The following is a 21566-nucleotide window of genomic DNA, read 5'->3' as shown; positions in this document are numbered from 1 at the left end:
CCATCAAACGATGGACTGCGAGCAGATCAAAGCATTATGACCTCAAAGCAAACCACCCGGCCGCTTCGGGTACTGCAACTAACAGATCCGCACCTTATGGCCAGTGCTGATGGCGCGTTGCTCGGCGTAAATACCCGTGACAGCCTCGATGCCGTTATTAAGGAGGTGCTCAAGTCCCATGGGCAACCGGATCTGATTCTTGCCACCGGCGATCTGGCCCAAGACGGCTCAGAAGAAGCCTATCGCGTTTTGGGTGACCGTCTTGAAGCCTTTAGCGGCGATTGCGCATGGATTGCGGGGAACCATGATCACGTGGCGCGCCTGACCAACGTTGCAGAAAGCTATGATGCAGCGCATCGGCACATTATTCAGGGTGGCTGGCAATTTATTCTTTTGGATTCTTCGGTGCCTGGGAAGGTATATGGTGAGCTTGCGGAGTCCGAGCTGGATTTTCTGGCAGGAATGCTGGAGGAGCATTCGGATTTGCCTGCGCTCGTCACGCTGCACCATCACCCGGTTGATATAAGTGCGAACTGGATGAGAGATATTGGCTTAAGGAATCGGGAAGAATTTTGGCAAGTGATTGATCGTTTTCCGCAGGTAAAAGTGGTGCTGTGGGGGCACATTCACCAGACCCATGAGCGGCAGAGAAATGGCGTGCAACTGCTGGCAACGCCGTCCACCTGTATTCAGTTTGCCTCCGGCTCGCGCAAATTCTCTGTGGAAGATTTGGCCCCGGGTTACCGCTGGTTTGAACTCCAGGCCTCCGGCAACTTCACCACTGAAGTGTGCCGGGCCCTGGATTTCCAGTTTGAACTCGATCAAAACAGCTCTGGTTACTGAGCTGCTTCTGCGAGCTCTACACCTGCAGTTTTGCTCTTCGGGTTTTGCGCCCGCAGCTCTTTAGCGGCAGAAACCATCGCTTCGAGTGCCGGAATCACTTCTTCCCAACGACGGGTTTTCAGGCCGCAATCTGGGTTTACCCACAAACGCTCCGCCGGAATCCGCTCCGCTGCTTTTTTCATTAAGTCAGTCACCTGTTCCGCTTGTGGAATGTTTGGTGAGTGGATGTCATAGACGCCAGGGCCGATATCGTTGGGATACTCAAAGCCCTTGAACGCGTCCAGCAGCTCCATGGCCGAGCGGGATGTTTCAATGGTAATTACATCCGCATCCATACGGGCGATGGCGGCAATGATGTCGTTGAATTCCGAATAACACATGTGCGTATGAATCTGGGTGTCATCCTCTACGCCGTTGGCGCTGATGCGGAAGGCTTCGATGGCCCATTCCAGATAGGTGTTCCAGTCTGACTGGCGCAGTGGCAGGCCTTCGCGTAATGCTGCCTCATCAATCTGAATGATGCCCACGTCGGCTTTCTCAAGATCTTGCACTTCTTCACGTACCGCCAGTGCCAACTGCAGGCAAGTATCTCGGCGCGGTTGATCGTCACGTACGAACGACCAGTTCAGGATGGTAACAGGCCCGGTCAGCATGCCTTTCAAAGGCTTGTCCGTCAGCGACTGGGCGTACTTGATCCAGTCTACGGTCATGGCGTTCGGGCGGGTGATATCGCCAAACAGGATGGGTGGCTTCACGCACCGTGAGCCATAGGACTGCACCCAGCCGAAGCGACTGAATACATAACCTTCCAGTTGCTCGCCAAAATACTCCACCATGTCGTTGCGTTCGGCTTCGCCGTGCACCAGCACGTCCAGGCCAAGGGCTTCCTGCTGTTCTACGCAGTAGGCAATTTCCTCGTGAATGCGCGCAGTGTAATCCTGCTGGTTCAGGTTGCCCTGGCGGAACTCTTTACGAACCTGGCGGATTTCCGGAGTTTGCGGGAAAGAGCCAATGGTGGTTGTAGGGTAGGCTGGCAGCTGGAAACGATCCTGCTGCAGCTTGGTTCGAGTGCTGAACGGGCTCTTGCGCTGGCCATGTTCCGGCGTGATAGCTGACAAGGCCTCGGCAACCGCTGGGTTGTGAACCCGTGAAGACTGGCGGCGGCTCTCGATAGCTTTCTGGTTAGTGTCCAGCTCTTGAGCGACGGCATCACGACCTTGATCAAGCGCTTTCGCCAGTGTGCTCAATTCCTGCAGTTTTTGGCGAGCAAAAGCCAGCCAGTTGCGGATTTCAGCATCCAGCGTAGTTTCGCTCTCCAGATCAACTGGCACATGCAGAAGTGAACAGGAAGGCGCAAGCCAGAGGCGTTCACCCAGTTTCTCTTTCAGTGGTTCTAACAGATCCAGAGTGGCGTTCAGGTCGGTTTTCCAGATATTGCGCCCGTTAATCACACCGAGGGATAACACCTTATGGGCTGGCAGCCAGTCGGCCAGCTGCGAAACTTCCCTAGGGGCGCTAATAGCATCCAGGTGAACGCCCGCTACGGGCAGCTCGCAAGCAAGCTGTAAGTTTTCCCGCAGCTCGCCGAAATAGGTCGTCAGCAGCAGTTTCACCGGGGCTGTTTTTAATTCGTGATAGGCGAGCACAAACGCATGCTTCCATTCAGCGTCGAGTTCTGTAACCAGCGCTGGTTCGTCAATTTGTACCCACTGTGCGCCGGCTGCAGCCAGCTTTTCCAGCAGCTCGCTGTATACCGGCAGTAGTCTTTCCAGCAGGGCTAGGCGATCAGACTCATCTTTTGCCTTGCCCAGCCACAGATACGTAACCGGGCCGATGATGACAGGTTTGGCGGTTATGCCTTGGGCGCGAGCTTCTGCCAGCTGCTCCAGAATGCGGTCGGCATTCAAGCTGAAGCTCGTGTCGGCACTGAATTCCGGCACGATATAATGGTAGTTGGTGTCGAACCATTTGGTCATTTCACCGGCGTGCACGCTGCAGCAGGCAGTATCACTGGGCGAGCGGCCCCGTGCGACACGGAAATACTCATCCAGCGCGGAGCCTTCATGGGTGCTGGCCCGCTCAGGCAAGTTGCCGAGTGTGGCACTCATGTCTAGCACCTGATCGTACAGCGAAAATTCACCAACGGGTGCCAGCGAAAGGCCTGCCTGTTGTTGCCAGTTTTGCTCTCGAAGCCCAGCGGCGGTTTCCTGCAAGGCTTCTTCGCTGGATTTGCCATTCCAAAGCGCTTCCAAAGCAAATTTTAGTTCCCGGCGGGCGCCGATGCGCGGGTAGCCGAGGTTGTGAGTGGTGGTCATCCGGAACTCCTGATTCTGTGTTTAATGAGCCGTTGATAGGAGTGGCCAGATTAGCGTTACGATTCAATGAATAATAATGGTATTATTTCAGGGTTTTATTAATTTCACTCATGGGTCGTCGAATGATTGAGCGTAACCACCTGGAAGTGCTTCGGGCCGTGGAAGCTGAAGGCTCGCTGACTGCCGCCGCCAAGCGCCTTCACCTTACTCAATCCGCGCTCAGCCACTCCGTACGCAAATTGGAGCAGCAGCTCGAAACCCCGCTTTGGCTTCGGGAAGGGCGACAATTGCGGCTGACTCAGGCGGGGAGCCACCTATTGGCATTGGCTAACCGCTTGCTACCGCAGTTTGAGCACGCGGAAATGCAGGTCGGCCAGTTCGCCAGGGGGCAGGCTGGTACTCTTCGTATCGGAATGGAATGCCATCCCTGTTATCAATGGCTGTTGAAGGTGGTAGGGCCTTATCTCGAGCAGTGGCCATCCGTGGATGTGGATGTAAAACAGAAATTCCAGTTTGGCGGCATTGGTGCGCTGTTTGGCTATGATATCGACATGCTAGTAACCCCCGACCCTTTGCATCGCCCAGGCTTGGTATTCGAGCCAGTGTTTGATTATGAGCAGGTGCTGGTGGTTGCCGCCAACCACCGTTTAGCGGGAAAACCTTGGGCGGAGGCTGCGGATCTGGAACCAGAAACCCTGATTACCTATCCCGTGGCTATAGAGCGCCTGGATGTGTTCAATTATTTGCTGGTGCCCGCAAACATGCGCCCGGCCCGCCATAAAACCATCGAGACCACCGATATCATGCTGCAAATGGTTGCGGCAGGCCGTGGGGTGGCCGCGTTACCACGCTGGCTGGTGCATGAATATAGCGATCGGTTAGGGGTGGTTCCGGTAAAGTTAGGCAAAGAGGGAGTCTCCAAACAGATTTTTCTAGGCTGCCGCAAACGTGATGTGGGGGTGCAATACCTAGATTCCTTCATGAAGTTGGCACGAGAGGTTAGCTGGCGCTAACGTCTTCGGTTACACTGCGCAAAAAACCCGTCAGGAATTACCCTTATGAGCGATATCCCTTCTGATCTAAAATACATCGACACCCATCAGTGGGTGCGTGTGCACGCCGATGGCTCCGCCACCGTCGGCATCACAGACTTCGCCCAAAAGCAGTTGGGTGACGTGGTTTATATTGGCGTTCCCGAGGTAGGCGAAACGGTAACCGGTGGCGAAGAAGCAGGCGTTGCTGAATCCGTAAAATCCGCATCTGATGTGTTCAGTCCGGTTACGGGCGAGGTTCTTGCGGTCAATGACAGCCTTGAAGATGAGCCAGAGAAGGTGAACGAAGACCCTTACGGCGACGGCTGGTTGTTCAAAGTAAAGCTTGCGGATGAGGGCGAGCTCGATGGACTGATGGATGCGGATGCTTACGCGGAGCATGTAGCTGCTGCTAGTTAATGTATAATCTTTGCCCCGTTTTCCGATCAGGTGGTCGCAATGAATTTCCCAGTTTTATATTTACGCAAAGGCGCGGAGCGCAGGCTTCGGGCTGGCCATCTGTGGGTTTACAGCAACGAAGTTGATATCCAGCGTTCGCCGTTAACGGAGTTTGAAGCCGGTACTCAGGCTGAGCTGCGTGCATCTAATGACAAACCAATTGGTGTGGTTTTCGTGAACCCCCATGCACTCATTTGCGGCCGCTTGATCAGCCGTGATGCAGCACAAGGCATGACGCCGAACCGGCTGGCCCAGCGCATGGAAACGGCGCTGGTATTACGAGAACGGCTGTTTGATAAACCCTTCTACCGCTGGGTGTTCGGGGATAGCGACGGGCTTTCTGGGCTGGTGGTGGATCGGTTTGGCGATACCGTGGTGGTGCAAATTTCTACCGCCGGTATGGAGCAGATGAAAGAGTCGATTATTCGGGCGATTCAGCGGTTGGCGCATCCGAAGGCCATTATTCTCAAGAACGATGGCAAGATGCGCGCAGTTGAAGGGCTGGACACCTACGTTGAGCAGGCCCACGGCCCAGAGGCGACTCTGCTGGAAGTGGAGGAAAACGGTGTTCGCTTTGAGGTGCCCCTTGAAGGCGGCCAGAAAACCGGCTGGTTTTACGATCACCGAATGAATCGCCAGCGTCTGCAAGCCTACGCGCCGGGTAAGCGGGTATTGGATGTGTTCAGTTACGTGGGTGGCTGGGGCATTCAAGCAGCGTGCGCGGGTGCCACTCAGGTTACCTGTGTCGACAGCTCTGCCGCCGCTATCGATTCCGTGCACCATAATGCGAAGCTCAATGGTCTGGATAATGTTGAGACCCTTGAGGGTGATGCATTCGAGGCGTTGAAGGCGCTGGCGGACGAGAAAGAGAAATTCGACATTGTGGTGCTGGATCCGCCGGCATTCATCCCCCGCCGGCGTGACCAGAAAGCCGGTGAGCAAGCGTATGCGCGGCTGAATCAGCTGGGTTTGCGGCTGCTGGAGCGGGATGGGCTGCTGGTGTCGGCTTCCTGCTCTATGCATCTCTCCCAAGAGAAGCTGGTTGATATCATCCGTGGCAGTGGCCGCAAGATTGATCGGTTTGTGCAACTGCTGGAGCAGGGGCATCAGGCGCCGGATCACCCAATCATTCCTGGAATTCCGGAGACGGACTACATCAAATCCTGCTTTGTGCGCTCACTAACCGGCTTTATGTAGCGTTGGCGCTGACCCTTGAAAAAAGGGGTCAGACTTCCTGCTCCCAGGGATTACCCGCGCAGTGACATAACTTTCCATCCCCGATTTTTCGCATACTCGTCCAGCTTCGGGTCGGGATCAACCGCAATCGGGTTGGGCACTATTTCTAACAGCGGCAAGTCATTGTGCGAATCGCTGTAAAACCAAGCGCCGTCCAGACTTTCACTGGTAGCCGCCAACCAGTCGTTCAGCCGGGCAACTTTGCCTTCCTGAAAGCTTGGCGTGCCGGCAATTCCGCCGGTATAGCGGCCGTTGACCATCTCGGGCTCGGTGGCAATCAGGTGCTCAATGCCCAACACATCTGCAATGGGTTCGGTCACAAATCGGTTGGTGGCCGTGATAATCATTAGGGTATGGCCGCGCGCCCGATGGCTGTTTAAAAGCTCCTCGGCCTTTTGCAGCAGCATGGGGCGCACTTTTTTATCCATAAAGGTGGCACGCCATTCCAGCAATTCATTCATGCTATGGATTGAGAGGGGTTGAAGGGCGAACTCGAGGTAGGTCTGTATGTTTAGCTCGCCATTCAGGTATTCCTGATAGAAGCGATCGTTGGCCTTGCGGTAGGTCTCGGCATCAACAATACCTTCCTCTACCAAAAACTCTCCCCAAGCATGATCACTGTCGCCAGCCAGTAGGGTATTGTCGAGATCAAAAATTGCGAGCGTCAAACGATTACCTCCAGGAACACAGGGCTTGCACAAAGCCGGTATCTTACCACGGGCGCCTGCATGCGGATGCGTTTGCCGAAGCCTTGGGATTCTGTAAGAATGAGCGCAACTTGGAAAAATCCGACCGGTAACTAACTGACCGGTCTACCGACTCTATTAAAAGGACTGTGCCGTGATAGATTCAGACGGTTTCAGACCCAACGTCGGAATCATTCTGGCCAACCACCAGGGAGAAGTTCTCTGGGCAAGGCGCATAGGGCAGGACTCCTGGCAGTTTCCACAAGGCGGTATCAACCATGAAGAATCGCCGGAAGACGCGCTGTATCGGGAGCTTGGAGAGGAAGTTGGCCTAGGCGCCAATGATGTTGAAATCATCAGTTGTACCCGGGGCTGGCTGCGATATCGCCTTCCTCGAAGGATGGTACGGCACCACTCGCTTCCCATCTGTGTGGGCCAAAAACAGAAATGGTTCCTGCTGAGGATGTTATCACCAGACGCTCAAGTGCGTGTTGACGGTACGGATTCACCGGAATTTGATGGTTGGCAGTGGGTAAGCTACTGGTACCCGTTGGGTCAGGTGGTATCGTTCAAGCGTGAAGTATATCGACGTGCGCTGAGAGAACTTGCGCCAAGGCTGTTCTACAACATGGAGCAGTGGCAACGAAGCGAGCATAACCGGCGTTTAAAGGAACAGGCGAAATAACGGACTGACACACCCATGCTGAGCATTCTGCGAAGTCTTGTACAAGAGGTAAACAGTGCCCGGGATCTTCACGAGGCGCTGGGCATCATTGTATCGCGTGTGCAGAAAGCTATGGCAACGGAAGTGTGCTCTGTTTATCTGCTGGATCCCGCCTCCAACCGCTACATTCTGATGGCGACAGAAGGCCTGTACCCGCAGGCCGTGGGCAAGGTGAGCCTTGCGCATTCCGAAGGGCTGATCGGGCTTGTGGGCTCCAGGGAAGAGCCCATTAACCTAGAAGATGCACCGTCCCACCCCCGCTATAGATACTTCCCTGAAACCGGCGAAGAGCGCTTCCGGTCTTTTCTCGGGGTTCCTATTATTCACCATCGCCGGGTACTCGGCGTGCTTGTGGTTCAACAGCGGGAAAGCTCCCGGTGTTTCGACGAGGGTGAAGAAGCGTTTCTGGTTACCGTGTCTGCTCAGCTTGCCGGCGTTATCGCCCACGGCGAAGCAACCGGCGCCATCAGCGGCTTGTCTTTGACCGGTGAAGAAGCCCACGACGTGAGTTTCGACGGTGTGCCCGGCTCGCCAGGCGTGGCGATTGGCCGTGGCGTGGTGGTTTACCCTGCCGCAGATCTAGATGCAGTGCCCGAGAGGCCGACGGAAGATATTGAGCAGGAATTGAAGCTGTTCCAGTATGCAGTGCAGGCGGTCTGTGAAGATATCGAAGCCGTTGCAAAACGGCTGACCTCACGCTTGCGCCCGGAAGAGCTAGCGTTGTTTGACGTGTATCTTCGAATGCTGAGCGATGAAGCCTTGCCCGGAGAGGTCAATAACAGGATTCGGGAAGGGATCTGGGCGCAGGGGGCTCTAAAGCAGGTGGTTCTGCAGTATGTCCGCCAGTTTGAAATGATGGATGACCACTACCTGCAAGAAAGGGCAGTGGATATTCGCGATCTCGGCCGTCGCCTGCTTTCCTACCTACAGGAAGGCAAGCAGGAAGATGTGGTCTACCCAGAGCGTACGGTTCTGGTCAGTGAAGAGCTAACCCCAGCCATGTTAGGTGAGGTGCCCCGAGGGAAGCTGGTGGGTCTGGTGTCCGTTAAAGGCTCCAGCAACTCTCACGTGGCCATTCTTGCCCGTGCGATGGGTGTGCCCACCGTTATGGGGCTGGTGGATATTCCGGTTAATCAGCTCGATGGCAAGGAGCTGATTGTGGATGGTTTTGAGGGGCAGATTTTTGCTTCGCCCTCGGCCGAGCTTCGGGCATTTTTCCAAGACATCTGTGATGAAGAGTATGAGATCGACCGGGGGCTGGAAGCGCTTCGTGATCTGCCCTGCGAAACAACCGATGGCCACCGGGTCCCGCTACTGGTCAATACCGGGCTGATGACTGATGTGGTGCGCTCGTTGTCTCACGGCGCCGAAGGCATAGGGCTGTACCGCACCGAAGTGCCTTTCATGATCAAGGATCGCTTCCCGTCGGAACAGGAGCAGCGTCAGTATTATCGTGAGCAGTTGGAGGCGTTTGCACCCAACCCAGTAACCATGCGCACCCTGGACGTCGGCGGCGACAAATCCCTCTCCTACTTCCCGATTGAAGAAGAAAACCCGTTTCTGGGTTGGCGGGGTATTCGAGTTACATTGGATCATCCCGAGATCTTCCTTGTTCAGGTGCGGGCGATGCTGAAAGCCAGTGAAGGCCTGAACAACCTTCAAATCATGTTGCCCATGATCAGCAATATTTCCGAAGTTGAAGAATCCCTGCACCTTATTTACCGGGTTTACCATGAGGTGAGGGAAGAGGGTTATGACATCCACATGCCCAAAGTGGGCGTAATGATAGAAATACCCGCTGCTGTGTACCAGATTCGTGAGCTGGCCGATCGTGTGGACTTTCTCTCAGTTGGCTCCAACGATCTGACTCAGTATTTGCTCGCGGTAGACCGCAACAATCCCCGCGTTGCGCAGCTTTATCACTCTTACCACCCAGCCGTACTGCAGGCGCTGGTGCGTATCGCTCAGGATGCCCATGCGGTGGGTAAACCCTTGGGTATCTGCGGTGAATTGGCCGGAGATCCCGGAGGGGCAGTGCTATTGATGGCCATGGGCTACGATTCCTTGTCTATGAACGCGGCCAGCCTGCCGAAAGTAAAATCAGTGGTTCGCAGTGTTAGCAAAGAGTGGGCGGTGAAGCTTTTGAAAGATGTGCTGTTGCTGGATTCGCCCCACGTTATCAAAAGCTGCGTGGATCTTGCGTTGCGTAACGCCGGCTTTGGTCGCTACCTTCGGCCGAGTAAACCCAAGACGGCAGCGCTGGCTATTTATCCGGAAAAGGAAAGGCTATGAAAACGCCAACCGATCTGAAACCTACTCCACGCATCGGGCTCGCACTCGGTGGAGGCGGCCCGTTGGGTGGCATTTATGAGATTGGCGCGCTCCGGGCGCTGGATGAAGCGCTGGATGGGCTGGATTTCAACAACCTTGATGTCTATGTAGGCGTTAACACCGGTTCGTTTGTTGCGGCCAACCTGGCGAATCAGATGACCACTGCGCAATTGTGCCGTATCTTCGTGCGCAATGAAGCTGAGGTTCATCCTTTTCACCCAGACGTGTTCTTTCGCCCCGCGTTCAAAGAAATCGGAAGCCGGCTGTTGGCCGTGCCCGGGCTGCTTTCTACCGCCGTTCGCAGCTTTATTAGTAACCCTTACGACCAGAGCCTGTTAGAAGCTCTCACCATATTGGCGCAGGCAGCGCCCGCCGGGCTTTTTGATAACGAAGGGCTGCATGAGTATCTCAAGCGTGCGTTTTCTATGCTGGGGCGATCAAACGATTTCCGACAGTTGAAGCGCAGCCTGTATATTGTGGCCGCAGATGTGGAAAGCACTGAGGCTGTGTGTTTTGGGGCGCCTGGGTTTGATCACGTACCGATTTCCAAAGCCATTCAGGCGAGCACGGCATCACCTGGGCTGTATGTACCGGTTGATATCGATGGCAGGTATTATGTGGACGGAACGCTGCGCAAAGGCTTGCATGCCTCAGTAGCGTTCGAAGATGGCGCAGATCTGGTTTTTGCAGTAAACCCCCAGGTACCGATTGACGCCAGCGCGGCCGTTAGAGCCGGAACCATGGCTCCCGGAGAATTGACCCGTTCGGGCATGCCCAACCTGCTGTCACAGATGTTCCGCACCATGGTTTACTCGCGCATGCAGTCGGGCGTGGCCCATTACGCAACGGATTACCCGGATAAAGACCTTCTCCTGTTTGAGCCGACAAGAGACGATGCCATGCTGTTTTCCTCTAACGTATTCAGCTTCCAGTCGCGCAGAATGGTGTGTGAGCACGCCTACCAAATGACCCGTCGCGATCTGCTGAACCGGGCTGATGAGCTAGAGCCAAAGCTCGCAAAGTACGGCATAAAGCTGCGTCGGGATCGTTTGGAAGACGAACAGCGCACCATCAGCACCAGCCTCTATGGCGAAATGCTGCCACTTTATGTGGCTAAGAGCAGAAAGAAAAAGGCGGCGGAGAAAGGTAAGCTGGCGACAGGGCTGGAAAACGTCACCCATCTGTTTTCAAAAGCAGAATAAATAACCAGGTCAGGCGCACAGTGCACGCTTGACCTGGTGGTTTCCGATTCGCGCTCGCGAATCAGAGGATATAGCGGCTCAAATCCTCGTCTTCCGACAGTTCTCCAAGCTTTTCATTTACGTAATCAACGGTCACTTCAAACACTTCCGTTACGTGATCACCTGCATCAAACGACAGGCTTTCCAGCAGCCGCTCCAGAACCGTATGAAGGCGCCGAGCACCGATGTTCTCAGTGGTTTCATTCACCTTCCAAGCAATCTCTGCAATGCGGGCGATGGCGTCTTCGTTGAACGTTAGCTTAACGCCCTCAGTTGCCATCAAAGCCACATATTGTTGAACCAGCGAGGCATCCGGCTCTGTGAGAATGCGTTTGAAATCGTCTGGGCTAAGAGGCTGAAGCTCCACGCGGATTGGCAGACGGCCTTGAAGCTCCGGAATCAGATCCGATGGCTTAGACAGGTGAAACGCGCCTGAGGCTATAAACAGAATATGATCCGTGCGCACTGAGCCGTATTTAGTGCTCACAGTGCTGCCTTCAATCAGAGGCAGAAGATCTCGCTGAACGCCTTCCCGAGACACATCCGACGAGGTGTTTTCCGAGCGCTTGGCTACCTTGTCAATTTCATCGAGAAACACAATGCCGTTCTGTTCTACTGCAATAATGGCTTTCTGCTTGATCGCTTCCTCGTTGACCAGTTTGCCTGCCTCTTCTTCCTTCACCCGTTTAAGGGCATCGGCTACCTTCATTTTCCGGGGCTTGGATTTGTCAGAAGCCATGTTGGAAAACATGCTCTGCAACTGATTGGTCATTTCTTCCATGCCCGGAGGCGCCATGATTTCAACGCCGGCCCCGGAATTACGCAGATCAATCTCGATCTCCTTGTCGTCCAGTTCACCTTCGCGCAGCTTCTTGCGGAACATCTGGCGCGTGGACGAGTCCTCAACAGGCTTCTGGCTCTCTTCGTTAAAGCTTCTGGCTGGCGGTATCAAAGCATCCAGAATGCGCTCTTCAGCAGCGTCCATCGCGCGCTCTTCGTGACGTTTCATTTCCTGAACGCGCAGCATCTTAACGGCCATGTCCGCTAGATCGCGAATAATGGATTCCACATCGCGCCCCACGTAGCCCACCTCAGTAAACTTGGTGGCTTCCACTTTCAGAAAAGGCGCGTCGGCCAATTTGGCCAGGCGGCGGGCAATTTCGGTTTTACCTACGCCGGTGGGGCCGATCATCAGAATATTCTTTGGCGTAACCTCATCGCGAAGGCTGCTGTCCAATTGCATGCGGCGCCAGCGATTTCTTAGGGCAATTGCCACCGCTCGCTTGGCTTCTTGCTGGCCCACGATGTGTTTGTCGAGTTCGTGAACAATCTCACGGGGAGTCATTGCAGACATGTTTGCTCCGGATCAATCGTTTTTGGAGGGTGGTTCTGTGGCGGCTACACTGGTAGAAAGCGTTTCAATGGTGCGGTTGTGGTTCGTATAAATGCAGATATCCGCAGCTATATTCAAACCTTTTTCCACAATATCATGGGCGGAAAGATCGGTGTTCTCAAGCAGTGCGCGGGCTGATGCCTGAGCAAACGGGCCGCCAGAACCAATCGCAATCAACCCCTGTTCAGGTTCGATCACATCGCCATTACCAGTAATAATTAAAGATGCGGTTTCATCCGCCACGGCCAAAAGCGCCTCCAGTCGTCGCAACGCCCTGTCTGTGCGCCAGTCTTTGGCCAGTTCAACGGCTGCTTTCGTTAGGTTGCCTTGGTACTTCTCAAGCTGGGCTTCAAAGCGCTCAAATAGAGTGAAGGCGTCTGCGGTGCCACCTGCAAAACCGGCGATCACCTTGCCGTTGTAAAGACGGCGAACTTTGCGGGCGTTACCCTTCATTACGGTGTTGCCCAGAGAAACCTGGCCGTCGCCACCCATGGCAACTTCGTCATCGCGTCTGACGGAAAGTATGGTAGTCATTCTGGCTCCAATTGCCGGATAAAAATCAGTATTGGCAAGTTATGGAGGCAGGATAGGATAATTCAAGTGGGATTGATGCATGAGGCAGCGGCGCTTTCGAGAACGGCTAGTTCGCCTTTGGGATTTTCCGGGCAAGCGGCTGAATGTTGATAGACACAAGCTTGTCCATGGCGGAGCTCATCTGGCTCCGTGAAGTGAACGGGCCTACATTCACGCGGTACCACACAGAACCGCTATCGAGTTCAATATGTTGTACCGAAGCTCTGAGACCCTGAAACGCAATCTGTGCCCGCTGGCGCTCTGCGTCTTCTTTACTGCGGAAAGAGCCGGACTGCACTATATAATCGAAGTTCTGCTTGGATGGGTCGGGGGCGTACTCGTCGACATTGGAGGGGATAACCTCCGATTCGGGAAGCATGTCGTAAAACCGGAAGCGTTGCTTCTTTTCTTGCTGCTTAGCGGTTTTTTCCGCCGGTTGTTGTGCCGGATTTTCGGCAGCAGGTTGTGGCCCGGTGCTGGGTGGTACGGAGTTCAGGTAGACAATAAACCCGATAAAACCGCCGACCGTAGCCAAGGATAAGATCCACTTCAAGGATAGGCCACCACGCTGGGAGCGAGCCGGTGCCGCAGGCTTTGTGCGCTTTTTAGGGGCGCGCGCAGCCTTGGTCGGCTTTCCTTTTGACGTGGTGGACGGCGTGGCCGACCGTTTTTTTCGAGCGTAATCTTGGGCCATTGTTGCTACTTACATCTCTTTTGGTGCGCTTACGCCCAATAGGCCAAGCCCATTGTCGATTACCTGGCGCACAGCAAGGTAAAGGCTTACACGGGCATCACGTACTGCTGTGTCTTCAATCAGTACTTTGTGGGCGTTGTAATAGGTGTGAAACTGGCCAGCCAGATCCCTCAGGTAATGCGTAAGGTGATGCGGTTCGCGCTGGGCGGAAGAGCTGGCAATCAATTCGGGATATTTTGCCAGTTGGTTTGCCAGTTCCTTTTCTTCATCCAGAGTGAGCAAAGACAAATCGCCCACGCACTCATTGAATCCGCGATCAACACCTTCCGTTGCCAGCTTGCGCAGCACGCTGCAAATGCGCGCATGGGCATACTGAATGTAATACACCGGGTTTTCATTGGTCTGGGAGCGGGCCAAGTCGATATCGAAGGTCAACTGAGAGTCGACACGCCGTGCCGCGAGGAAAAAACGCGTAGCATCCCGGCCTACTTCGTCGATCAAGTCGCGGATGGTCACGTAAGTACCGGCGCGCTTAGAAATTTTCACTTCCTGGCCAGATCGGGTAACCATAACCATCTGGTGCAGAACGTAATCCGGCCAACCCTGGGGGATGCCCGCGTTCAATGCCTGTAGCCCTGCGCGAACCCGCGTAACGGTCGAATGGTGGTCGGCGCCTTGCTCGTTGATTACGGTGGTAAAGCCGCGCTCCCACTTGTCCAAGTGGTAGGCCACGTCTGGCAGAAAATAGGTGTAGCCGCCGTCTTGTTTGCGCATCACCCGGTCTTTATCGTCACCGAACTCTGTGGTCTTCAACCACATGGCGCCGCCGTCTTCATAGGTGTAACCGTTCTCCTGCAGGCGTTTTACGGTAGCTTCTACCTTGCCGTCTTGGTACAGGGACGACTCCAGAAAATACATATCAAACTGAACGCCAAAGGCCTTGAGATCCAAATCCTGCTCACGGCGCAGATAAGCCACAGCAAATTCCTGAATGGCGGCGCGATCCTCAGGATCGGCGCTGGCGGTCACTTCACGGTCATCTGCGGTCACGGTGCCACCAGCCAGGTAAACATTGGCAACATTGGTAATATAGTCGCCGCGGTAACCGTTTTCGGGCCAGCTTTCGTGTTCGGGTGTCAGGCCTTTAACGCGAGCCTGTACCGAGAGCGCGAGATTATTGATCTGCGCCCCAGCGTCGTTGTAATAAAACTCCCGAGTAACGTTATAGCCGTTAGCTTCCAGCAGGCGGCAAAGGCAATCGCCAATGGCCGCGCCCCGGCCATGGCCCACATGCAGCGGGCCGGTGGGGTTGGCAGAAACAAACTCCACCTGAACTTTCTCACCCTTACCGTTGCTGTTTCGGCCGAACTGTCCGGCTTCATCGAGAATCGTATTCACGATCTCAAACGCGCTGGAGGTGCTCATAAAAAAGTTGATAAAGCCGGGGCCGGCAATTTCCACCTTCTCCACGGCACTGCTTTCCGGCAGCTTCTCGATCAGCATCTCAGCCAGCTTGCGAGGCGCACAGCCCGCCGTTTTGGCAGCAACCAGTGCAATGTTGCAGGCGTAATCACCGTGGGACTTATCCTTGGTGTTGCCCACTTGCGGCGTGTAGGTCTGGTCGGCAGGCAGCGTACCCTCAGATTGAAGGGAAGCCAGCGCGGACTGGAGCAGGTCGGAAACGATCTCTTTCATGCTGTTGGACGGCTCGGGTTGCAAAAATGAGGAGGCGGTAAGCAAAAACGCCCACCGGAAATTCGATGGGCGCTATTATCGCGGAAACTCGTTTTGTAAGCAAAAGCCCGGCGCGAGGCCGGGCTTTTTGGTTTCGTTAGTTTACTTTTATCAAAGTGAGCTATTCGCTCGCGCGGTCGAAATCGCTGCTGCCTCCCGGTGTAGTGACAGTCACTGTTAGCTTCATGAGCTCTGAGCTAGCTGGGTCAGGCTCTATAAAGGTGCAGCCAGTAAAGCTGTATGGTTCATCCAGCAAAGCCGAGGATGATCCCAGTGTATAGCTGCTGGAAGAGGTGGGAAGAAGTGTCCCGTTGGTTACTTCAAACGTCAGCTCTGTGCCAACTGGTGGAGAGTAGTCGCTGCTAGGACTACCCAAGTCAACAGAGGCTTCGGCACAGAACTCGCCACCTGTTGCAGGGATCGTATTTGAATTCAAAGATACAGTCACACCTGTGGATGTTGTCATCAACATGCGGACCTTGGTCTCGATTTCTCCAGTGCTACCATCCGCCAGGCGGCCATGGGTATAGGCCGTTATTTCAGCATAATTTGTGTTAATGCCCAGGCTTTCCCAGGTAACGGAACAACGACCCTGGTCATCCAAAACGCACTCCGGTTCAATGCTGCCGATGTCTGTTCTGAAGTTGACCACGGTATTGCCACGAATGCGATTGCCTTCGTCGTCCGCCGCCAGCAAGGTTAGCGGAACTTGAACGCCATCAATCCCGCGGGTATCTGGTGCAAAGTTGCTGGTGCTGATGGAGAATCTATCGGCGTATGGCAGCTTCGAGTTAACGGCGATCGGCGCTGAATATGCTTCCAGTGTGTTGCCGCTGCCGTCGTCATAGCTGGCAATAACCCGGAATACAACGTTGTCAAAGTTTTCGATAGCTTTGATTTCAACGGTAGCGAAGCCGTCGGCATCGGTTATACCGCTATCAACCGGCGAAAGGTCGGCTACATCAACGCTAGCTGGGTTGTCCAGGCGAAAGGCAATGGTCTCGTTCGGAAGGCCGTTGCCATCATTATCTTTCAGCTGAAACTTCAGTTCTGAAGTAGTTTCACGACCGTCAGTTGGTAAAAAGGCGGGAGCAATGGAGTTGGGCGTCGGTAACCCGGCCGTAAGTGAGTTAGCAGGAGCTTTATCGAGCGTGATTTTCGCTTCAGCTTTTGCTGACAAGCCTTCTGCGCCCGTAAGCGTTGCGGTGATTGTGTCTTCTGTCAGATTGCCACAGCTTTTGGCTGTGTACAGAATTTCTGTATAGCCCAGGCTGATAGTGCTCGTGTTGGTAGACAGCGGTGACTCGGCGCCGGGTTGCTCACCACACAAGGATACAAAGTCCACCGTCAGTGGCTGCCCCTGAACCTGCTCATCTGTAGCACCGTCTAAAATGGAGACATACAGCTTGGTTTGTGCACCAGGCAACAGTGCGGTGGCACGGTCATTGCCAATCACGCCTTCGCTGAATGGGTTGCCGGAGTTGTCGAAGTGCCCAAGCTGGAGATCCAGCCCCTCTTTTGCCTTGATGGTTATCTCGGCAGACGCAAGATCCGTTGTTCCGGCAATGCGGGCATATATTGTGTCTGTTCCTACGCAGCCATCAGCTGTGTAGGTGCTAATTAATTCACCCGACTGTGTTGTTCCACTGCTTGTTATCGTGGAAAGGTTGGAGTCAGAACAGATTGAGAAAAACTCGAGGTTTATCTCCGCTCCGGCCAAAACCTCAAAGTTGCCTTGATCGTCAACCTTGGCAACAACCGAACGAATCTCGGTTTCAGGTGATGCGTTGGTATTGTAGTCAAGCTCACTGCTACCGGTACGCAGAACTCCCTTGTCAAAAAGGCCGGCACCGTCTAGTGAGCCCAGAGCCAAAGACGTTGTCGATACGAAGAGATCGGTTGATGCTCTAAGCTCATTGTTGCCATCAACAATAGCGTAGACGGTATCTGTACCGAGACATTCTGCGCTTGCTGTGTAAGTTGCCAGAACTTCACCGCTGTCAGTGATTCCGGTTGTGTCGTCTATCGTCGCTCTGCCAGCGTCGAGGCATACAGACGTGAAGGCGACATTATATGATGTCCCGATTATTTTAGTGTCGGTCTGATCGACTACTGCTACCCGAAGTTGAGTTTCTGCTACACCCGAAGAAGGAATCGTTAAGACTGGGTTGCTCGCTCCGATGACATCGAGCTGAAAATTATCGCCGTCGAAAGAGCCCACTTTAAGCACAGGAGCCGGGGTTGCTACTTCAGGCGTATTGGTGAAGGTAACGTCGGCCTTAATTTCATAGTTATCATTAAGTCTGGCGAATAGGGTATCTTCACCTATGCACCTTTCGTTAGGTGTGTACTCGGCAAGTACCGTGCCGGCTTCGGCTGATATTGTTGGTGGTGTAATTTGTGCCCACTCGTCTCCAGAACTCGCGCAGGCAGAGAAAAATGTAATCTGGTTGTCACTGTCTAAAACTAAAGAGTTGCTGTTCTTCGTATCAACCACAGCAACCTCCAGGCTCGCCTTGCGCGGCTCGCTTTCGTCACTCGTGATTGTTAACGCAGTGAGGTTAGCCTTGATTTTTCCAGCGATGAAATCACCATTGCTATCAAAGTACCCAAGCTGGAGATTCTGTCTCTGAGGTTCTAGCACCGTAATTTCAAGTTCTGCTTTTACTTCGTCATTAGCATTCAAGCGGGCACTGATGGTATCGGTCCCAACGCAAGCTTCTGCTGGTGTGTAATTTGTGAAGACAGAGCCTTCAGAAATGCTCAGATTGTTGTTTTCAAATGTTGCTGCGATACCGCCATCGGTGGAGTTGGCACACACTGAGCCAAGAACAACTTGGTCGGCTGCTTCAGTTACTTTTTCACCGTTAGTGTCGAAGGCAGATATGGTAATTCTTCTACTGTTGCCAGCGGTCACTTCTGCAGGGTTGGCGGTAATTGTGAGAGTAGAGATAGTGCGCACAGGAGTTTGTGGTTCCTGCACTGTAATGACAACTTCTGTTTTTATATCATCGTCGCCATTCCAGCGAGCGCTTATGGTGTCAGTGCCACTACAAGCCTCTGATGGTGTGTAGTTGGTAAAAACCGTTCCTTCAGTAATGCTCAAATTCGTACTGTCAAATGTCGCGGTATTGGATGCAAAGCACACAGAGTTGAGGGTAACTTGGTTATTTCCGGTTATTTTATTCCCGTTAGCGTCAACAGCCGATACGGTGATTTGGCTGCTATTGCCAGCGATGACTGGCGAGGGGTTGGCGGTAATTGAAAGAGTGGGTGTCAAACCGGGAGACGGAGGTGCCGCTTGTACCGTAATGTCAAGTTCTGCTTTTACTTCGTCATTACCATTCCAGCGAGCACTGATGGTATCGGTACCGATGCAAGCTTCCGTTGGTGTGTAATTTGTGAAGACAGAGCCTTCAGAAATGCTCAGATTGTTGTTTTCAAATGTTGCTGCGATACCGCCATCGGTGGAGTTGGCACACACTGAGCCAAGAACAACTTGGTCGGCTGCTTCAGTTACTTTTTCACCGTTAGTGTCGAAGGCAGATATGGTAATTCTTCTACTGTTGCCAGCGGTCACTTCTGCAGGGTTAGCGGTAATTGAAAGAGTTGGTGTTGGGGTATTGGTATCAGCGTCATCCTGCCCCGTGTCCGGTGATGTGTCAGGATTATCCGAACCAATGCCGGCAAGTGGGGTAGAGCTATCGTCGCCACCACAGGCGGCTAAAAATACCGCCAGCGACAACGCCGACGCACGCGCAAGAAATTTCCTTGACATTTTTTTCTCCAGTTTCCGTTACAGCACAAGCCCCTAAATGCGTATTCCCCGCGTGAACGCTGCAAGCTAAGGTACATTTATAGGTTTCGATTATAATTTGCCGAAAAGCATAGCATAGGTTCTATCCTCACAATGCTGATTAGTATTCATTTGTGCAATTGTTTGTAACACGGCTTAGCCCTTTGAATCAGGGCGGCTTAGCCGGTTTCCTGGGGATCCACATCAATCATCCATTTCGCACCTTTGGGTGTTCTTTCTTGTTCGAGTGTTTGGCAAATGCCGGTCAGCAGCCTATTGAGCCTCAACCGATTGTCGGTGTTTAGTACAAGTTGCGCTCGGTATCTGTCGGCCCGGCGTGCGATCAATGCGGGTAACGGGCCCCAGGTTTCGATGCCCGGTGCGTTAGTGAGTGGTTTTATGCGATCCAGTATTTGCAGGCTGTGTTCCATGGTTTCCGCTTCGGCGCGAAAGATTGCCATGGAGCGAAACGGAGGAAACTGTCCGGCTTCGCGTTCCTCAAGAAGTTGATCCGCCATGTCCAGGTAGCGGCCATTGCAGAGCGTTCTGAGGAGGGGGTGGTCGCTGTGACACGTTTGTACAACCACTTTGCCGATTTTCGTGCCACGCCCGGCCCGACCGCTTACCTGCAGTAGTGTCTGGAGCAATTGCTCTGGAGCCCGGAAGTCGATGCTGAAAAGCCCCCCGTCGGCATTTATTACAATTACCAGGGTTACATCTGGGAAGTCATGGCCCTTGGCTAGCATCTGGGTTCCCACGAGGATGCAGGGTTTTCCGGTGTGTACCTGTTTCAAGATGCTCTGGATGCTGCCTTTGCGCTGTGTGCTATCCCGGTCGACACGAACGATGGGCGTATCCGGAAAGCTGGCCGCGAGAATATCTTCCGTTTGCTCGGTGCCTTGGCCAACCGGCTTGAAGGCTTCACTTTTACACTTGGGGCAGGTTTCGGTTGCCGCGGTTTGGTAGTCACAGTGATGGCATCGCATCGCCCGGTCACGGCGGTGATAGGTAAGGCGTGTGTCGCAGCGCGGGCACTCAACCATGTGGCCGCAGTCAAAACACATCATTACCGGGGCAAAGCCCCGACGGTTTACAAACACCAGTGCTTGGTTGCCGCTGTCCAAAGTTTGTTTAAGTGCCTGTAGTGCAGGGCGGGAGAGGCCTCCCTCAAGCGGTCGGCTGCGAATGTCCAGTAGGCTGATGGAGGGTGGCAGGGCGTTCCCTGCACGCTCTTCAAGCCGGATAAGTCGGTATTTTCCGCCAAGGGCATTGTGGTAAGACTCGAGAGAAGGCGTAGCCGAACCCAGAATAACCGGGCAGCGGTTCAGGTGAGCGCGATATACAGCTACGTCTCGGCCTGAGTAACGAAAGCCCTCGCCCTGCTTATAAGAGCTATCGTGTTCTTCGTCTACGATCAGGGTTTTCAGCCCAATAAACGGAAGCAATACGGCAGAGCGGGTGCCAATAAGAATAATTGGCTCCCCGTTGCGGATTTTCAGCCAGGCGTTCAGGCGCTCGCTGTCGTTCAGGGCTGAGTGCCACACGAGAATGCGCTCGCCAAAATAGCGCTGGAACCGGGCAACGGTTTGCGGTGTCAGGTTTATTTCCGGAACCAGTACCAGCGCCTGATCCTGGGATGAGAGATTATTTTTTAAGTAATGTAGATAAACCTCTGTTTTGCCGCTGCCAGTGATGCCATATAGAAGGGAGGCGCTAAAGCCGTCCTCGGGGGGCGGGAGCTGGGTGGCCGCTTCTTGCTGTGCAGCGGATAGCTCTGGAGCCGCTACGGTTTCATTGTATTTCTGGCCTTGAGTGCTTACCTCCGCAGGCGCTACCGCCCGAATTAATTCCTTGTCGCTCAGGGATTTAAGCTGAGCCCGGGTGAAGCCCGCTCTAACAGTGTCGCTGCCTTTTACACCAGATTCATGTTGTGCAACCCAGTCCAGCAAGTTTTTCTGCTTGTGGGCGTTTGCTGGCAAAGTGGCACTGCTGCCGCAGGCCTGCCACCAGTCTTCGGTCTTCTCGATGGCTGGCCGGCCCCGTCGTAATGCTGGGGGGAGGGCGGTGAATAGGCATTCACCCAGTGGGTGCTGATAATAATCGCTAGCCCAGCTCAGCAGCTTAAAAGTTTCTTTGGGCAAAGCAGGCCAGTCTTCCAGGGCATTTTGGACAGGTTTGAGGATGATGCCTTCGGGTGGGGTAATATCAGTTTCCACAATCAGGCCAATGGCTTGCTGGCGCCCAAAGGGAATTCTCACGCGCTGGCCCGGTTTTAGAGTGAGCCCCGGCGGAACGGTATAATCGAATAGCCTTCTGAGTGGACGGTTCAGTGCAATTCGTGCGGTGGGTGGCACTGAGTGCTCCTTGTGGTAAGGCTTGCCTGCCAGGATAATTGCAAGTAAGATTCGCGGTCTGTTTCCGGCAGGGCATGGATTGTGCCCGGTCTTTTCCATTGATTCAAATATGCGGTGCCTGGCACCAGGGCGACAATGATCGCCCCGTGATCAGGT

General features: G+C 54.0%; 15 protein-coding genes. 7 read left to right on the top strand and 8 right to left on the bottom strand.

Annotated elements, in window-relative coordinates; genetic code table 11:
* Positions 1 to 36: 36 nt before the first annotated feature.
* Complete coding sequence (cpdA, locus tag CPH80_RS11595; RefSeq protein WP_096277952.1) at positions 37 to 843, top strand: 3',5'-cyclic-AMP phosphodiesterase; 807 nt, start codon at positions 37 to 39, stop codon at positions 841 to 843.
* On the opposite strand, the gene metE is transcribed toward cpdA, so the two are convergent.
* A complete protein-coding gene (gene metE / locus CPH80_RS11590) occupies positions 837 to 3158 on the bottom strand; it encodes a 5-methyltetrahydropteroyltriglutamate--homocysteine S-methyltransferase (protein ID WP_096277950.1) in 2322 nt (773 codons plus the stop codon). The genes cpdA and metE overlap by 7 nt on opposite strands.
* A 122-nt stretch (positions 3159 to 3280) precedes the next feature.
* Here metE and CPH80_RS11585 point away from each other — a divergent pair, with 122 nt between their 5' ends.
* From CPH80_RS11585 to CPH80_RS11575, 3 genes are read left to right on the top strand one after another with little or no spacing between them, the layout of a single operon-like run.
* Entirely contained in the window at positions 3281 to 4171 is an 891-nt protein-coding gene (locus tag CPH80_RS11585; protein WP_096277948.1) for a LysR family transcriptional regulator, read from the top strand.
* Between the two features lie 45 nt (positions 4172 to 4216).
* Positions 4217 to 4609, top strand: coding sequence for a glycine cleavage system protein GcvH (gcvH, locus tag CPH80_RS11580; RefSeq protein WP_096277946.1), 393 nt, complete (start codon positions 4217 to 4219; stop codon positions 4607 to 4609).
* A gap of 39 nt (positions 4610 to 4648) precedes the next feature.
* Entirely contained in the window at positions 4649 to 5845 is a 1197-nt protein-coding gene (locus tag CPH80_RS11575) for a class I SAM-dependent rRNA methyltransferase (RefSeq protein WP_096277945.1), read from the top strand.
* 50 nt (positions 5846 to 5895) lie between these two features.
* Here CPH80_RS11575 and CPH80_RS11570 read toward each other — a convergent pair whose 3' ends face one another.
* On the bottom strand, positions 5896 to 6552 hold the full coding sequence (locus tag CPH80_RS11570; protein ID WP_096277943.1) for an HAD family hydrolase: 657 nt from the start codon (positions 6550 to 6552) through the stop codon (positions 5896 to 5898).
* 172 nt (positions 6553 to 6724) lie between these two features.
* On the opposite strand from CPH80_RS11570, the gene CPH80_RS11565 reads away from it, so the two are divergent.
* From CPH80_RS11565 to CPH80_RS11555, 3 genes are read left to right on the top strand one after another with little or no spacing between them, the layout of a single operon-like run.
* The gene (locus tag CPH80_RS11565) at positions 6725 to 7255 is read left to right on the top strand and encodes an RNA pyrophosphohydrolase (RefSeq protein ID WP_096277941.1); all 531 of its coding nucleotides are present in this window, start codon (positions 6725 to 6727) and stop codon (positions 7253 to 7255) included.
* Positions 7256 to 7270: 15 nt separating this feature from the next.
* On the top strand, positions 7271 to 9586 hold the full coding sequence (gene ptsP / locus CPH80_RS11560) for a phosphoenolpyruvate--protein phosphotransferase (protein WP_096277939.1): 2316 nt from the start codon (positions 7271 to 7273) through the stop codon (positions 9584 to 9586).
* Entirely contained in the window at positions 9583 to 10827 is a 1245-nt protein-coding gene (locus tag CPH80_RS11555; RefSeq protein ID WP_096277938.1) for a patatin-like phospholipase family protein, read from the top strand. The genes ptsP and CPH80_RS11555 overlap by 4 nt, the downstream gene beginning before the upstream one ends.
* A 61-nt stretch (positions 10828 to 10888) precedes the next feature.
* Here the strand turns inward: CPH80_RS11555 and hslU are convergent, their stop codons facing one another.
* The 6 genes from hslU to CPH80_RS11525 all read right to left on the bottom strand — a co-directional run bounded on the left by hslU (position 10889) and on the right by CPH80_RS11525 (position 21410).
* Positions 10889 to 12220: an ATP-dependent protease ATPase subunit HslU gene (gene hslU / locus CPH80_RS11550; RefSeq protein WP_096277936.1), complete on the bottom strand. Its 1332-nt coding sequence runs from the start codon at positions 12218 to 12220 to the stop codon at positions 10889 to 10891.
* A 12-nt stretch (positions 12221 to 12232) separates the two neighbouring features.
* Positions 12233 to 12793 carry an ATP-dependent protease subunit HslV gene (gene hslV / locus CPH80_RS11545; RefSeq protein WP_096277934.1) on the bottom strand — a complete coding sequence of 187 codons (561 nt, stop codon included), beginning with the start codon at positions 12791 to 12793 and terminating at the stop codon, positions 12233 to 12235.
* Between the two features lie 106 nt (positions 12794 to 12899).
* On the bottom strand, positions 12900 to 13385 hold the full coding sequence (locus tag CPH80_RS11540; protein WP_227520129.1) for an SPOR domain-containing protein: 486 nt from the start codon (positions 13383 to 13385) through the stop codon (positions 12900 to 12902).
* Between the two features lie 150 nt (positions 13386 to 13535).
* Entirely contained in the window at positions 13536 to 15221 is a 1686-nt protein-coding gene (gene argS / locus CPH80_RS11535) for an arginine--tRNA ligase (protein ID WP_096281572.1), read from the bottom strand.
* A 160-nt stretch (positions 15222 to 15381) separates the two neighbouring features.
* Positions 15382 to 19038 carry a hypothetical protein gene (locus tag CPH80_RS11530; RefSeq protein ID WP_096277930.1) on the bottom strand — a complete coding sequence of 1219 codons (3657 nt, stop codon included), beginning with the start codon at positions 19036 to 19038 and terminating at the stop codon, positions 15382 to 15384.
* A 197-nt stretch (positions 19039 to 19235) separates the two neighbouring features.
* Positions 19236 to 21410: a primosomal protein N' gene (locus CPH80_RS11525; RefSeq protein ID WP_227520128.1), complete on the bottom strand. Its 2175-nt coding sequence runs from the start codon at positions 21408 to 21410 to the stop codon at positions 19236 to 19238.
* Between the last annotated feature and the right edge of the window lie 156 nt (positions 21411 to 21566).

The sequence above is a fragment of the Marinobacter sp. LV10R510-11A genome (assembly GCF_900215155.1).
Classification (GTDB): domain Bacteria; phylum Pseudomonadota; class Gammaproteobacteria; order Pseudomonadales; family Oleiphilaceae; genus Marinobacter.
The sequence above is the reverse complement of the archived record's forward strand: the minus strand, read 5'-3'. Positions and strand labels throughout refer to the sequence as shown.